At 60.6% G+C, this 14,262-nt stretch carries 13 protein-coding genes; 8 read left to right on the top strand and 5 right to left on the bottom strand.

The window, feature by feature from the left end:
• The first annotated feature begins 24 nt into the window (after nt 1–24).
• Nucleotides 25–1,323 (top strand): c-type cytochrome, encoded by a 1,299-nt coding sequence (locus tag ACUTQY_RS00140; RefSeq protein WP_046687080.1) that lies wholly within the window; start codon nt 25–27, stop codon nt 1,321–1,323.
• A gap of 69 nt (nt 1,324–1,392) precedes the next feature.
• Nucleotides 1,393–1,998, top strand: a complete 606-nt coding sequence (locus ACUTQY_RS00135; RefSeq protein ID WP_128868963.1) for a nitroreductase family protein — start codon at nt 1,393–1,395, stop codon at nt 1,996–1,998.
• A 209-nt stretch (nt 1,999–2,207) separates the two neighbouring features.
• Here ACUTQY_RS00135 and ACUTQY_RS00130 read toward each other — a convergent pair whose 3' ends face one another.
• Complete coding sequence (locus ACUTQY_RS00130; RefSeq protein WP_046687078.1) at nt 2,208–3,104, bottom strand: DMT family transporter; 897 nt, start codon at nt 3,102–3,104, stop codon at nt 2,208–2,210.
• A 129-nt stretch (nt 3,105–3,233) separates the two neighbouring features.
• Between ACUTQY_RS00130 and ACUTQY_RS00125 the strand changes: the two genes are divergently transcribed.
• Nucleotides 3,234–3,803, top strand: a complete 570-nt coding sequence (locus ACUTQY_RS00125) for a helix-turn-helix domain-containing protein (RefSeq protein ID WP_033643138.1) — start codon at nt 3,234–3,236, stop codon at nt 3,801–3,803.
• Between the two features lie 122 nt (nt 3,804–3,925).
• A complete protein-coding gene (locus tag ACUTQY_RS00120; RefSeq protein WP_046687077.1) occupies nt 3,926–5,851 on the top strand; it encodes a DUF3857 domain-containing protein in 1,926 nt (641 codons plus the stop codon).
• A gap of 38 nt (nt 5,852–5,889) precedes the next feature.
• Here ACUTQY_RS00120 and ACUTQY_RS00115 read toward each other — a convergent pair whose 3' ends face one another.
• The 3 genes from ACUTQY_RS00115 to ACUTQY_RS00105 form a co-directional block, all read right to left on the bottom strand.
• Nucleotides 5,890–6,246 (bottom strand): DUF1937 family protein, encoded by a 357-nt coding sequence (locus ACUTQY_RS00115; RefSeq protein ID WP_342188181.1) that lies wholly within the window; start codon nt 6,244–6,246, stop codon nt 5,890–5,892.
• Nucleotides 6,247–6,345: 99 nt separating this feature from the next.
• Nucleotides 6,346–7,578, bottom strand: a complete 1,233-nt coding sequence (gene eutH / locus ACUTQY_RS00110; RefSeq protein WP_033643135.1) for an ethanolamine utilization protein EutH — start codon at nt 7,576–7,578, stop codon at nt 6,346–6,348.
• On the bottom strand, nt 7,571–9,031 hold the full coding sequence (locus ACUTQY_RS00105; protein ID WP_046687076.1) for an FGGY-family carbohydrate kinase: 1,461 nt from the start codon (nt 9,029–9,031) through the stop codon (nt 7,571–7,573). The genes eutH and ACUTQY_RS00105 overlap by 8 nt, the downstream gene beginning before the upstream one ends.
• A 258-nt stretch (nt 9,032–9,289) precedes the next feature.
• Between ACUTQY_RS00105 and ACUTQY_RS00100 the strand changes: the two genes are divergently transcribed.
• The 3 genes from ACUTQY_RS00100 to ACUTQY_RS00090 all read left to right on the top strand — a co-directional run bounded on the left by ACUTQY_RS00100 (nt 9,290) and on the right by ACUTQY_RS00090 (nt 12,790).
• The gene (locus ACUTQY_RS00100) at nt 9,290–10,693 is read left to right on the top strand and encodes an NAD(P)/FAD-dependent oxidoreductase (protein ID WP_046687075.1); all 1,404 of its coding nucleotides are present in this window, start codon (nt 9,290–9,292) and stop codon (nt 10,691–10,693) included.
• The gene (locus tag ACUTQY_RS00095) at nt 10,683–11,906 is read left to right on the top strand and encodes an FAD-dependent oxidoreductase (protein WP_033643132.1); all 1,224 of its coding nucleotides are present in this window, start codon (nt 10,683–10,685) and stop codon (nt 11,904–11,906) included. The genes ACUTQY_RS00100 and ACUTQY_RS00095 overlap by 11 nt, the downstream gene beginning before the upstream one ends.
• 113 nt (nt 11,907–12,019) lie before the next feature.
• Nucleotides 12,020–12,790: a DeoR/GlpR family DNA-binding transcription regulator gene (locus ACUTQY_RS00090; RefSeq protein WP_033643131.1), complete on the top strand. Its 771-nt coding sequence runs from the start codon at nt 12,020–12,022 to the stop codon at nt 12,788–12,790.
• Nucleotides 12,791–12,815: 25 nt separating this feature from the next.
• Here ACUTQY_RS00090 and ACUTQY_RS00085 read toward each other — a convergent pair whose 3' ends face one another.
• Entirely contained in the window at nt 12,816–13,730 is a 915-nt protein-coding gene (locus tag ACUTQY_RS00085) for a LysR substrate-binding domain-containing protein (protein WP_046687074.1), read from the bottom strand.
• A 98-nt stretch (nt 13,731–13,828) separates the two neighbouring features.
• Here ACUTQY_RS00085 and ACUTQY_RS00080 point away from each other — a divergent pair, with 98 nt between their 5' ends.
• On the top strand, nt 13,829–14,227 hold the full coding sequence (locus ACUTQY_RS00080) for a GlcG/HbpS family heme-binding protein (RefSeq protein WP_046687073.1): 399 nt from the start codon (nt 13,829–13,831) through the stop codon (nt 14,225–14,227).
• Nucleotides 14,228–14,262 lie beyond the last annotated feature (35 nt).

Here is a 14,262-nt window from a genome sequence, read left to right as displayed (position 1 = left end):
CCGTTACGAACAAGGACAGCAAAGATGAGTAAGATGAAAAAAATCGTCGGGTGGGGCGGCGTCACGGTGATCGCCGTTGTGGTCGCCGGCGTGGTCGCCAGTTGGCAGCCGGAGATTGCGCCGCTCGCCGCCGATGCGACCCACAGTTTCAGCGAGGCGCAGATCGCGCGTGGCAAAACGTTGGCCGATCTCGGCGACTGCGCCGTGTGCCACACCCGTGCGGGCGGCGAGCGCAACACCGGCGGGTTGGCGATGGAGATCCCCTTCGGCACCATTTACACCACCAACATCACACCGGACGTGGAAACCGGCATCGGCAGCTGGAGCTACGCGGCGTTCGAACGCGCCATGCGCCACGGCGTCGATCGCCAGGGCCGCTATCTCTATCCGGCGTTTCCCTATACCGCCTTTACCCGCACCCGCGACGACGATCTGCAGGCGCTGTATGCCTATCTGATGTCGCAGCCGCCGGTCAAGTACCGGCCGCCGGCCACCGATTTGCACTTTCCGTTCAACATTCGCCAGGGCATCTTTGCCTGGAACCTGCTGTTCCTGACGCCGGGCGCGATGCCGGAACAGGCGACCCAAAGCGCCGACTGGAACCGCGGCGCGTACCTGGTCGAAGGGCTGGGGCACTGCAGCGCCTGCCACTCGCCGCGCAACGTGTTGTTCGGCGAGAAAACCGGCGGCGAGCACCTGGCCGGTGGCGTGGCGGAGGGATGGACGGCGCCGGCGTTGACCGGCCGCTCGCCCGCGCCGCTCGCGTGGACGCAGCAGGATCTGGTCGATTTCATGCGCACCGGCTACTCGGCCAACCACGGCGTCGCCGCCGGCCCGATGGCGCCGGTTATCGAAGAAGGGCTGTCGCGCTTGCCGCAGGCCGATCTGCAGGCGATCGCCGTTTATCTGCGCAGCTATCATCCTGAAACGGCGGCGGGCGCGACGGCGACAACGTTAAACGCTCAGGCGGAACGCCAGGTGGAGCCTCTGAGTTCGGCAGGGGCGCGGCTGTTTTCCGGCGCCTGCATGGCTTGCCATGCGCAGGAAAAAGGCGCGCAGATGGCGGGGGTACGGCCGTCTCTGGCGCTGAACACCAACCTGTTCGCCGACGCGCCGGACAACGCCATTCGCGTGGTGCTGGACGGCATACAGCGGCCGGCGAACGCCGAGCTGGGCTATATGCCGGGCTTTCGCCATAACCTGAATGACGCGCAGATCGCCATCCTGCTCAACTACCTGCGGCAGCATTACGCCGGTCAGGCGCCGTGGCCGGACTTGGCGGCGCAGGTCAGCCGTTTGCGCGCCGAAACCGCGCAGAAATAGCCGCCTGGGGCTGGACAGCCGCGCCGCGTTGACGACAATAGACCTTTTCACATGGACAGAGGCAGTAAAATGAATACGTTAGACGCGATCCGCCAACGCCGCGCCACCAAGCAGTTCGATACGCAGCACGTGATGACGCTCGAAGAGAAAAAAGCGCTGTTGAACATTGCGCTGCAGGGCGCTCCCAGCGCGTTTAACCTGCAGCACTGGCGCCCGCTGCTGATCGAAGATCGCGCGCAGCGCGAGAAAATTCGCGAGGCGGCGTGGGGGCAGGCGCAGGTGACCGACGCGTCGATGCTGGTCGTGCTGTGCGGCGATCTGTCGAGTTGGGAATCGAAGGTAAAAACCGTTTGGGCCGACGCGGCGGAGCCGGTGCAGCAGTTCATGATCTCGGCCGTCGATCAGTATTATCGCGGTAAACCGCAGGTGCAGCGCGACGAAGTGATGCGCAGCAGCGGCATCTTCGCCCAGACGTTGATGCTGGCGGCCAAGGCGCAGGGCTACGACTCTTGCCCGATGGACGGTTTTGATTTCGACGCGGTGGGCGAGATTATCAATAAGCCGGCGCATTATCAGATCGCGCTGATGGTCGCTATCGGCAAGGCGGCGGGGCAACCTTACCCGCGCATCGGCAAGCTGCCGTTCGACGAGGTGGTGAAAACCGATCGCTTCTGAGCTGAACGGTGAATGACAAAAGGGAAGGCTTGCGCCTTCCCTTATTTTTTTATGACGCACAGTTCGTTCCAGTAACTGAAACGGATGCGCCGTTGCAGGCGGTGATGCCACATAGAACACTCCTTCTACCCTACACGGTTTAAATAAATAACACCGCGCCGGACACAAGGCGAATGCCTTATTGTGCATAGCTTGCCCGTCGGACGGGATTAACCGATTTTACCGGCCCGGTGCGCGGCGGGCGCCCATCGCCAGCCGAAGTTCATGCCCGCGGCCGCGCCGAGAATGGCCAGCGTGCCCAGCAGCTGCAACAGGCTGAGACGGTGCCCGAACGCCGCCCAGTCCACCACGATCGCCACTGCCGGGTAGATAAACGACAGCGCGCCAACCAGAGCGGTGGGGATTTTCTGGATAGCGCCATAGAGCAACGTGGACATCACCCCGGTATGCACCAGGCCGAGGGTCGCCAGCAGCAGCCAGTCGAGCGGTTCTGCGGGAAGGCGGGCCAGACCGGCGAACGGCGCCATTGCCACCGCGCCAACGGTCAGTTGAATCAACACGATGAGCTGCGGCGGCAACGCGGCCAGCTGTTTGACGATCGCTGCCGCCAGGGCGTACATCAGGGCCGCACCGAGCGCCAGCGCCACGCCCAGCAGATAGTCGCCATCGCCGCCACCGCTCTGCCGGCCGGTGACGATCAACACCATCCCGGCGAACGCCAGCAGAAGCCAGCCCAGCCGATTAGCCGTCAGTTTTTCGCCGAACAGCAGCGCTCCCAGCGCCACCAACATAAACGGTTGAACATGGTAGGTCACGGTGGCGACAGCGATCGAGGCATGCGCATAGGCGGCAAACAATAGCGTCCAGTTGAGCACCAGCGCGAGGCCCCCCAGGACGGCGAAAGCCAGCTGCCGCCGGTTGATGGCGCCTGATTTCAGTTGCCCAAGCGCGGCGCAGGTGGCCAGCATCGCCAGCGCGCCGAACGCGCAGCGCCAAAACACCACCGTGGCGGGCGGCTGCCCTAACACGATCACCGGCCAACCGACGGTGCCGGAGATCGTCATGGCGAGGATCATTTGCACTGCGCCGCGCGTTTTCGTTTTCATGTCGTTTCCCTCGCGGCCTGACCGTGCTTGTGGTGAAGTCGCTTAATCATTAAAATGAACAATCGAACATTATGATGAACATGGTTGACGGTGTTCGTCAAGTCGAACAAATGAATGGTATAACGAACAATGAGCGAGAGCCTAATGCAGAACATCACGCCGATCGGCCTCTTGTCGGCGGCAATCCGCCGTGAGCGGGAGCGATTGAACCTGTCCGTCACCGAACTGGCGAAGCGCGCGGGTATCGCCAAGTCCACGTTGTCGCAGCTCGAAGCCGGCAGCGGTAATCCCAGTCTGGAAACGCTGTGGGCGTTGGCGATGGCGCTGGATGTGCCGGTCAGCCGACTGATTTCGCAACCCAGCAGGCAGGTGCAAGTGATCCGCGCTCATGAGGGGACCGCGGCGGTGTCAGAGCAGGGCAACTACGCCGCCACGTTGCTGGCCACTTGTCCACCGGGCGCGCAGCGCGACATTTACCGGCTGCGGGTGCAGCCCGGCGAAGTCAAACTTTCCCGGCCGCATCCGCCGGGCACCGTCGAGCATGTGATCATCAGCAGTGGACGGGCGCGCCTTGGCCCGGCGGATCAGCCGCAGGTGCTGAGCGCCGGGGATTACATCAGTTACTCCGCCGATCGCGAGCACGTTTTCGAGGCCCTGGAGCCGGAGACCACCGCTGTGATGCTGATCGAGCAGGGCTAGCACGGCGTTGACGGTTCGTTTATTGAAAATGATTCTCAATTATATTAGTGTGCCCGCCTGTTTTGACGCCGGGGCAGACGCGTAGCCCGGCGTCGCCGTTTGTTGCCCTTCAAGGACCGAAGATGAAAATCGCTATTCCTTCCATACTGTTACTCGCCGGTTTGACGGCGACGCACCCGGCCACCGTGTTGGCCGCTGCACCGCCCGCCGCGGCGGATCAGGGCCAGAACGACACGGCCAACAACGATTTCAGCTTCGTGCGCTATCGCGCGGATTACCGCGTTAACGCCAACGCCACCAACGTGAAGACGGAAAGCTACGAAGTGCTGCTGAAAACCAAGGCGGCGGTCGAAAAATTCAGCCAGATCCGCCTGAGCTACAGCGAGAAAATGGAAACGCTGGAGGTGGTCGCCGCCTATACGCTGACCGCCGACGGCCAGCGCCACGATGTGGCGCCCGATCGCATTTATACCCAGGAAAGCTATTCCAGCGCCACGGCGCCGCTGTATGCCGATCGCAAGGTGCGCGTCATCGTGTTCTCCAACCTGGCGCCGGGCTCGCGCGTGGTGTACGAACTGCGCCGCACGCAGAACACCCCGTATTTCCCTGACTATTTCGGCCTGTGGGAGACGTTCAGCGTTTTCGAACAGTTCGACGACGCCGAAGTGACCCTGCAGGCGCCGGCCAAGCTGCCGATGCATATCTTCACGCGCGGCGTCGAGGGCGGGGACCAACCGCAAATCCGCAACGGCCAGGCGCACTGGCGCTGGCATTATTCGCGCAGCGCGCCGATGAAGGCGCAAAACTGGGCGGCGGACAGCTGGACCTTCAGCCCGACCATCATGGCCAGTACCTACCGCGAGTGGCCGCAGTTGGCCAAGGCCTACCAGCTGAAGGCCGGCGCGGCGGCGAAGGTGACGCCGGGCATTCAGGCGCTGGCGGACAATATCACCGCCGGTATCAGCGATCGGCGCGAGCAGGCGGAGGCCCTCTATCGCTGGGTGGCGCAAAACATTCGCTACGTGGCGGTGTACCTGGGCAACGGCGGGCTGGAGCCGAATTCGGCGCAGAGCATTCTCGATAACCATTACGGCGACTGTAAGGATCACGTGGTGATCCTGGAGGCGCTGCTCGCCGCCAAAGGCATTGAAAGCTCGCCGGTGCTGATCGGCATGGATGAAGGCCCGATCCTGCCTAAAGTGCCGCTGCTTGGCCGCTTCAATCACGCCATCACCTACGTGCCGGAATTCAAACTGTACCTCGATTCCACCAATCCCTGGGCGCGTTTCGGGCAACTGCCGGAGGGCGATTTGGGCGCGCCGGTGCTGCTGACACGCGACGCCAGGCTGGCGCGCACGCCGGGCAGCGACGAGCAGCCGGTCAAGAGCGCGCTGAACGTCGATTTCGTGTTCGACAAGGCGGGCAATCTGCGCGGACAGACCGAGCGCCGGCTGAGCGAAGTGGAAGAAATTGACCTGCGGGGCTACTTCTCGCAGATCAACCGTCAGAATCGGGCGCAGGCCGAAGCGACAATCATGTCCGCTTCCGGCATCGACGGCAACGGCGAAGTGGCGATGAACAGCGATCCGCTGGATCTCAAAAAGCAGTTCGGCTATCGCTTCCGCTTCAAGGCGGACGACTACGTCGATTTCGGCGTGGTGGGCGGCATGACGTTGCCCAACCCGCCCGGCGGCAAATCGTTCCGCACGCTGTATACCACCACGGCGGCGCCGGGCAACGAAACGCCGTTCTACTGCACCGCGCAGCGCTATGACGAAACCTACCGTCTGCAGCTGCCGGCCAACGTGCCGATCATCGCCATTCCGAAAGATCGGCAATTCCGCAATGCGGCGGGCGACTATCGCGTCGAGTGGCGGCGCGACGGGCAGCAGGTGACCGTCAATCACCGCCTGCAGGTGAATGCCATTCGCGGCAAGGAAGCGCTGTGCCAGGCGCAGGATTACCCGGCATTCCGCGAGCTGTTCCAGCAGGTGCGGCGCGGTTTCCGCGGCCAGGTGGTGTACGGTGAATTGGCCAACGGCAAATAGGCCGCTGCCCCGCCGCGCCAAGCGGCGGGGCGCACGCCTCAGTTGAACTCGCTCGCGACCTCGGACCACAGGCTGACGCGGCAGCCGCGCGCCGCGAAAGCGTCCATCTCGCGTTTGATGCCGCCGCTCTCTTGCCAACCCGGCAAGTCGAGCACGATCAACTCATCCATCGCCGCCATGAACAGGGCGTCGATCGGCGCCCACAGCTTGCCGATGGCGGTTTTGTCTAGCTCTTGCAAACACTGGTTGATCGGATGCGACATGCTGACCTGGCTAAAAACGGCGCTGCCGGCTCGCACGATAGCGGCGGCGACGTCGTTGCTGGCGATAAAGCGTTGCTGCACGACGTTGGCGTCGGTGTGGCTGTAGGGGCAGGCTAAAAATATTTTTCTCATTAGCGTTTGTTCTCTCAATAATTGTTGTCAGGGACGAAAAAAGGGCGCAGCTTCCCCGTGAGGCGGCGCCCCGTTTATTTTTATGGCTTAGGGGTAAATTTAACGAGCGGCGGCGGCGATGGCCGTCGATTGCCTTTGCGTCTGTTCTTTTTCCAGCAATTCAGCCTCCGGCACCGAAATTTTTATGGCGATCAGCACGGCGATCATGCCACCGAGGAATTTGCCCATCATGATCGGCAACACCAGCGAAGGTTGGAAGTTGGCGGTAAACGCCAGGTGATCGCCCAACGTGGCCTGTGCGCAGATGCCGAAGGCCACGCACAGCACCTTATCGCGGGCGCGCATGCCTTTGAACAGGTGATAAACGGCGATGATATTGGCCAATACCATAATAAAGCCCAGCGCGCCGGTATCCGATAAACCGAGCTTTTTACCGATAAAATGCATCGGCTTGCGGCAATAGCGCTGGAATAAATAACAAATGGGGAATGTGCCCGCCAACATAATGCCGATATAACCGGCGATCTCGATAGCGCGGAATAATTCGTCTTTGTCGGCAAATAATGGATCGAATACCCAGCCGCCGAACACCTTTTTAAACACACCGGTGAAATGCTCGATGATGCACAGCGCCAATACCAGCTTGATAAAGGCATCCGCCGCCTTGCCGAAGATCAGGAATCCTTTCACCATCGCCGCCGGCCGCAGCTTCAGCCCCAGCGCCAACAGGAAGCACAGGGCGAACAGCGGGGACAGCAGCCGCAGCGCCTGCAGCAAGTCCAGCTGCAGATAGTGCGCGGCAGGTGACGTGGTGGAGATAATCTCCCTGACCGGCAGGTTATTGAAGGTGATGGTCACCAGGGCGATCAGCACGGCGAACGGAATGCTGATCAGGCCTGCCATGGCACCCAGCGCCAGATATTTATGGTCGTCGCGGTTCAGCATGATAAGCCCGACCGGGATCAGGTACACGATGCTGGCACCCGAGGTGTAACCCACCAACATGGCGACGATCCACATGTCGCGGTTGGCGGCAATGGCGTCGGCCAGCTGATAGCCGCCCATGTCCACGGCGATCACCGCCAGCGCCGCGATCGAGGCGTCGGAGCCGAGCGCCGAGAAGAAGGGGCCGATGCTGTACATGATCAGGTAAGAGATGATCGGGATTGCGGCCATGATGCCAGCCTGGGCGAGAAACACCGGGCCGATGGCGTGAATGCCGTTGACGAATTCGCGTCCCAGCTCGCCTTCCGGTTTGACGATCGACGCCAGCGCACCGATCAGAGTGCCGGCCATGATGATATAGATGATGAAATTACCGAACTCAGCCATGGTGTTCCTCCTGCAATGAACGTAAGCCGCGCGAGCGCGCGATGATTTCCTGATAGCGGGCAAACCAGCCCGCCATATCGACCTCGGCGGGTTCCGTCACTTCATAGCGGTTGAGCACCTTGAGCGGATGTTCCACCCCCAGTCCTTTACGCGCCAACAACGCAACGCCTTGGGCGGTGATCTCCTTATTGGTGGGAGAGACGATGCGCTTTTGGATCAGGTTGGCGAGAAACTGCGTGAAATAGCGGTTGGCGGACAGGCCGCCGTCCACCGAAATGCTGTCGCCGATCGGTTTCAGTTTATCCATGGCGTTGATCACCTCGGCGGAACGCATGGCGATGCCTTCGAGGATCGACTGCAGCAGATCCTTGCGCTCGGTCTCCAGCGACAGCCCGGCCCACATCCCGGCGGCGGAGCGGTCCCAGTACGGGCAAGCCAGTCCGGAGAGCGCGGGCACAAAGGCCAGGCCGCGCGCGATGGCCGGCTGAGAGGGGAAGTCGCCGAATTCATCGAAATCGTTGAACAGGCTGATCTTTCTCGCCCAGTTAATGGCGGAGGCGGCGTTATAAACGCCGCCGTCCAGGCCATACACCGGCTCGCTGTCGGGCAGCTTCCAGCACAGCGTGGGCAACAGGCCGGACTCGCCGGCATCGATCGGGCGCGGCCCGGTGATCGCCTGTAAAAAGGCGCCGGTACCGAAGGTGATCTTCATCTGCCCCGGTTGATGGCAGCCGTGGCCGTATGTACCGGCAAACTGGTCGACGATGCAGGCCGTCAGCGGCACCGGTTTGCCGTTGAGCGCGACGTCGCCGAAGTGGCCGATGTTGTCTCTGACCTCGGGCAGGCTGTCGATCGGCACGCCGAACAAACGGCACAGCTCCTCATCCCACTGCAGGGTATGAATGTTGAACAACGAGGTGCGCGAGGCCGAGTTATAGTCGGTAAGATGCCGGCCGCACAGGTGGAACAGGAAGAAGGCGTCCATGGTGCCGAGCCGCAGGCGGCCGCGTTGCGCCAATTGCCTGGCGCCCGGGGCGTTGTTCATCAGCCAGCCCATCTTGCTGGCTGAGAAGTAGGTATCGAGCGGCAGACCGGTTTTCGCCGTCACCAGCGGCTCAACGCCTTCGCGTTTCAGCCGCTGGATCTCCGGCTCGGTACGCTGATCTTGCCAAACGATGGCGTTGTACAGCGGCAGGCCGCTGTCGGCGTCCCAGGCCAGCAGGCTTTCGCCCTGATGCCCTAAACCGATGGCATCCACCATGTCGCACTGGCTGAGACAGCGGCGGATATTCGCCAAAATCTCCAGGGCGTCGTGTTCCACCCAGCCCGGATTGGGGGTGATCTGCTTGTGCGGCATGCTGGCCGGTGAATGGTGCCTGCCGTCTTCGCCGAACACCACGACCCGGGTGCCGGTGGTCCCCTGATCAATCGCGGCATAACGTTGATTCATCATTGCTTCGCTCTCTTATAGGTTTTGTTTTTTTATTGTGCCTGGTGTTGGTTGTGTGACTGTTTTAATAATCTATCTTCAACTTCACACATAAAAGCAACATAAATCACAAGATAAAATAACCCCGCGTGATCGACCTCATACTTTTTGCTTATCACCGCCTTTTGCGGCTTTTTTTTGGGAGTTATGTTGTTTTTGTCATTTCAAATGCGGTTATTGTGTGGTTTTATTGTGGTTATCACATCAAAACGGGACATCAGCATGATGGAAGAACAAACGGGTTGGGACATTGTCGTGATTGGCGGCGGTGTGGTCGGGTGTGCGGTATTCCGCAAATTCTGCCTGATGGGCGCCCGTACGCTGCTGTTGGAAAAAGGGGGCGATATCCTGTCCGGCGCCAGCAAAGCCAACAGCGCGCTGCTGCATACCGGCTTCGATGCGCCCAGCGGCAGCCTGGAACTGCATTGCATGCAGGCCGGGTACCGGGAATTTATCGCCATCCGTGAACGAATGAATCTGCCGCTGTTGCCCACCGGCGCGCTGGTCGTGGCCTGGGACGAGCAGCAGTTGGCGGCGCTGCCCGCGATTGTGCAACAGGCGCACGACAACGGCGTGCTGGACGTGGCGCAGATCGACGCCGCCGAGCTGTATCGCCGTGAGCCGCAGCTGGCACCCGGCGCGTTGGCGGCGGTAGAGGTGCCGGGCGAGAGCGTGATCGATCCCTGGAGCACGCCGCTGGCTTACCTGACGCAGGGCGTTAAACACGGCGGCGACTATCGCTTCAATACCGAGGTGACCGGCGCCGAACGCTTGCCGACCGGCTGGCGGCTAACCAGCAACCGGGGCGAGTTTCACGGCAAAATCGTCATCAACTGCGCCGGCAATCAGGGCGACCGGGTAGAAAGTTTCTGCCATCAGCCCGAGTTTGAAATTCGCCCGCGCAAAGGGCAGTTCCTGGTGTTCGACAAGGCCGCCGCCGGGCAGGTCAACGCCATTATCCTGCCGGTACCGACGACGATCACCAAAGGGGTGCTGCTGTCGAAAACCATCTTCGGCAATTTGCTGCTCGGGCCGACCGCCGAAGAACAGCAGGATCGCGAGACGGCGACGGTGGACGAAACCAAAATGCGCGAGCTGATCGAACAGGGCACCCGGCTGCTGCCCACGCTGGCGAATTACAGCGTCACCGCCAGCTATGCCGGATTACGCCCGGCGACTGAACAGAAACACTACCGCATTCAGCACTATCCCGATCGGCAGTGGATCTGCGTGGCGGGCATTCGCTCCACCGGCCTGACGGCGGCGCTGGGCATCGCGCAATATGTGGAACAGCTCTATCGCGACCACTTTACGCCGTGCTTCACGCCAAAAACGCCGGAGACCGTGTATTGGCCGCAAATGCCGATGCTTGCCGACTACGCGCTGCGCGATTACGCGCGCCCGGACAACGGCGGCATCGTTTGCCACTGCGAGCTGGTGACCCTGCGGGAGATCGAGGCGGCGTTCGATTCCGCCGTGCCGCCAGAGTGCATCGGCGGGCTGCGGCGCCGCACGCGCGTGATGATGGGGCGCTGCAACGGGTTTTATTGCAGCAGCCGGGTGGCGGAAATGGTAGGCGATCGTTTTGGCCAAACGCTGGCCGTAGGGAGCATTGATGAAAACTGAGTATCAGGTGGCGATTGTCGGCGCCGGGCCGGCGGGGATCGCGGCGGCGACCGCGCTGCGGCAAGCGGGGATCGAGGATGTGGTGCTCCTGGAACGGGAACGGCAGGCGGGCGGCGTGCCCAGACACTGTCGGCACCCCACCTTTGGGCTGCAAACGTTTTATAGGCCGATGCTGGGATCCACCTATGTCGATAAAATACTGGCGCGCGCCGGGCAGGTGGAGATCCGTACCGGCGTGACGGTGCTCGCCATCAAGCCGGACGGCGAGCTGACCATCACGGACTGCCGCGGCGTCAGCACCTTGAAAGCGCAGCGGGTGATCCTGGCGACCGGCGTGCGCGAGACGCCGCGCCATCCGCGACTGGTGAGCGGGCTGCGGCCGCAGGGCGTACTCACCGCCGGTGCGCTGCAGCAGTTCGTCTATCTGCGCGGGCTACAGCCGGGCAAGGCGCCGGTGGTGATCGGCACCGAGCTGGTCAGTTTCTCCGCGCTGTGGACGCTGCGTAACGCCGGCGTGCGCGCCGTCGCCATGATTGAAAGCGGCGGCAGACCCGTCGCCTGGCGTCTGAGCGCGCTCTATGCGCGTCTGATGGGAGTGCCGATCCACTACTATTCACGTGTGACCGATATTGCCGGCCGCGATCGGGTTGAATCCATAGAAGTGGAAAATCGCCAGGGGGAGAAACGGCGCATCGCCTGCGACAGCCTGATCTTCACCGGCCGCTTCACCGGGGAGTATACGCTGATCCGCCAGAGCCACCTGGCGCAGCGGCCGGACAGCGGCTGTCCGTTGACCGATCAGTTCGGCCGCTGTTCCGACGCCGCCTATTTCGCCGTCGGCAACATGTTGCACCCGGCGGACATGGGCGACCAGTGTTATCAGGAAGGGCTGCGCGTCGGCGAGGCCGTTGCCCATTCGCTGCAGCGCACGCTGCCGCCGGCGCGGCAAATCCTGCCGGTGCGGCACGACGAACGGATACGTCTGACTGCGCCCGCCCGTGTGGCGCTGATCGGCAATCCCGCCACGGTCACGATCAATATGCGCGTGGAACAGGCGGTGTCCGGTTCGGTGGTGGTGCGGTTGGGGGAGAAAGTGCTGTACCGCAAAACGCATCGTTGCCTGCCTGAACGGCGGATCCTGCTGCGCAATATCGTCTTGCCAGCCGAGGCTGAGCGTGATGCGCTGCACATCAGCATAGAATCCGCCGGGTGAACGACGGCAACGGCTTGCGTCTAACGCCCTGAAACCCGTAGTATTCCGTCAGTTAACGCCGCAAGTCTCGGCGGAGGCAGTCACTCTTACTAAAGGCAGCGAGTGTAATGTGAATGGATATCTCTAATTCCGTGGAAAGGCGCAATGAAATACTGGCGCTGATCCAGGCCAACGGCCGGGTTTACGTGAATGAGCTGGCGGATAAATTCCAGGTTTCGCAGGAAACCATTCGGCGCGACCTGAACAAGCTGGAAGACTATCGGCTGATCAAGAAGATCCACGGCGGCGCGGTGAGCAGCCAGTTTAAATTCGAGCATGAATTCAACGAGCGGGCCAAAATCGCCGAGGCCGAGAAGCGCGCCATCGCGGAGAAAGCGGCGACGCTGCTCCAACCGGGCGATACGGTGTTCGTGGATTTCGGCTCCACCACGCTGGAGTTTGCCCGGCAGTTGGCGACGATCGATCAACTGACGGTCATCACCAACTCGCCGCTTATCGCCAACGTCTGTCTGGAAAATGACTCCATTGACGTGGTGCTGATCGGCGGGCAGTTCATCGACTCCAAAATGGCGTGCCTGGGCGCGATCGCATTGAATAATATCGAGGCGTTTTTCGCCGACTACGCCATCATCGGCGCCGGCGCGGTCAATCTGCAGACCGGCGTGATGGATCAGAACGTCAATGAAGCGGCCATCGCGCGCAAAATGATTGCCCAGAGCCGCAAGTGCATCGTGCTGGCCGACGAAAATAAGCTGCGCGGACATGCGATGACGCTGGTGGCCAAATGGCCCGAGGTCGATTATCTGGTGACCTCCGACAGCGGTAACGCATTAGAAGGCTTGGTTTTCCCCGCCAACGTTAATGTGTTGGTGGCGCAGGTCTAGTGCCGACATCCATTGCCGGTTCTGTTTACCAGGACAGTGTCCGGCAATGGCGTTTTAGCTCATCGATGAACACCCTGACTTTTTTCGGCACGTATTTTCTGTTGGCATAATATACCCACATCGGCGGTAGGGGCCGGCAAATCCCGGGCATGATTTCTACCAACGAACCTGCATCAAGCTCCTGTTTTACCCGGTGACGCAAAAAGACGTGTGCAATGCCAATTCCGGCGCGGGCCGCCTCAATAATCGCTTCCGTATTATCGGTAATGAAAATGCCGGGCATATCGAGATCTTGCGTTTTTTCGCCATCGCGCAGTGACCATTTATGTAAAACGCCGCGATCGGGAAAGCGAAAGCGTATGCAGCGATGTTGCTGCAGCTCGCCAATATTATTCGGCGCACCATATTGTGCAATATATTCCGGTGTAGCGATTAATGCACATGGCAGAGCCGGTGTTATTTGCACACCGATCATGCCCGGCAGCAATTTGTCTGCCAGACGAATGCCGATATCAATGCGTTCCTGAATAATATCCACCAGATGATCTTCGTAATTTATTTCCAGCGATATCTGTGGATAGCGACGATTGAATTCCGCCAGGAAAGGGGCTTTAAGCAATTCCTTCGCCATCTGCACTGCAGTGATGCGCAGATGCCCTGACGGCATGTCCTGGCTCTGATTCAAGCCTTCGCGAGCATTAAGTATATGTTGATAAAAGGGCGCTACGTTGTGATAAAACCATTCGCCGGCTTCGGTGAGGCTGACGCTGCGGGTCGAGCGGTGGAACAGCTTGACCGCCAGCTCGGTTTCAAGCTGGCTAATTCTCTGGCTCACCGCGGCGGGTGTCACGCTCAGCATCGCAGCCGCCCGTGAAAAATTGCCGGTTTCTACCACGGTGAGGAACAGGTGAATGCCATTAAGTGGGTCTTGTCTATTCATTAGATAAACTAACAACTGTTGTCAGAAGAGTGGGCATTGTTCATATCCTAACGCAACTTTATAGTTTTCCCCACTTTCGCATTAATGGGGTTTCCGCCATGTCAGTCTCGTTATCGTTGGATCATGCCCAGCGAATTATCGCCATCGGGGTCGCGACTGCACAGCAGTTGGGAGTGGCAGTATGCATTTCCGTCTTTGATTCCGGTGCCAACCTGATCGCCTTTGTACGCATGAACGATACCCCGCTGGGGGCCATCGATTTGGCCCAAAGAAAAGCCAAAACCTCGGCGTTGTTTCGCATTCCCAGCGCCGATTTGGGGCTGCTTTCCGGCTCGGGACAGGAGCTGTGGTCTATTGAACACAGTAATCAGGGGCTGGCTTCTTTCGCCGGCGGGATGCCGATTTATTCATCCGAGGGTGAATTTATTGGCGCAATAGGTATTTCAGGAGCCAAATCATATGAGGATGCACATATCGCTGAAAAATGTCTGCAATAAAAACGTCGACACAACACATTATTAATTACGCCATT

It is taken from the genome of Serratia sp. TSA_130.1, assembly GCF_052691795.1.
This window is presented reverse-complemented; position numbering and strand designations above follow the sequence as displayed.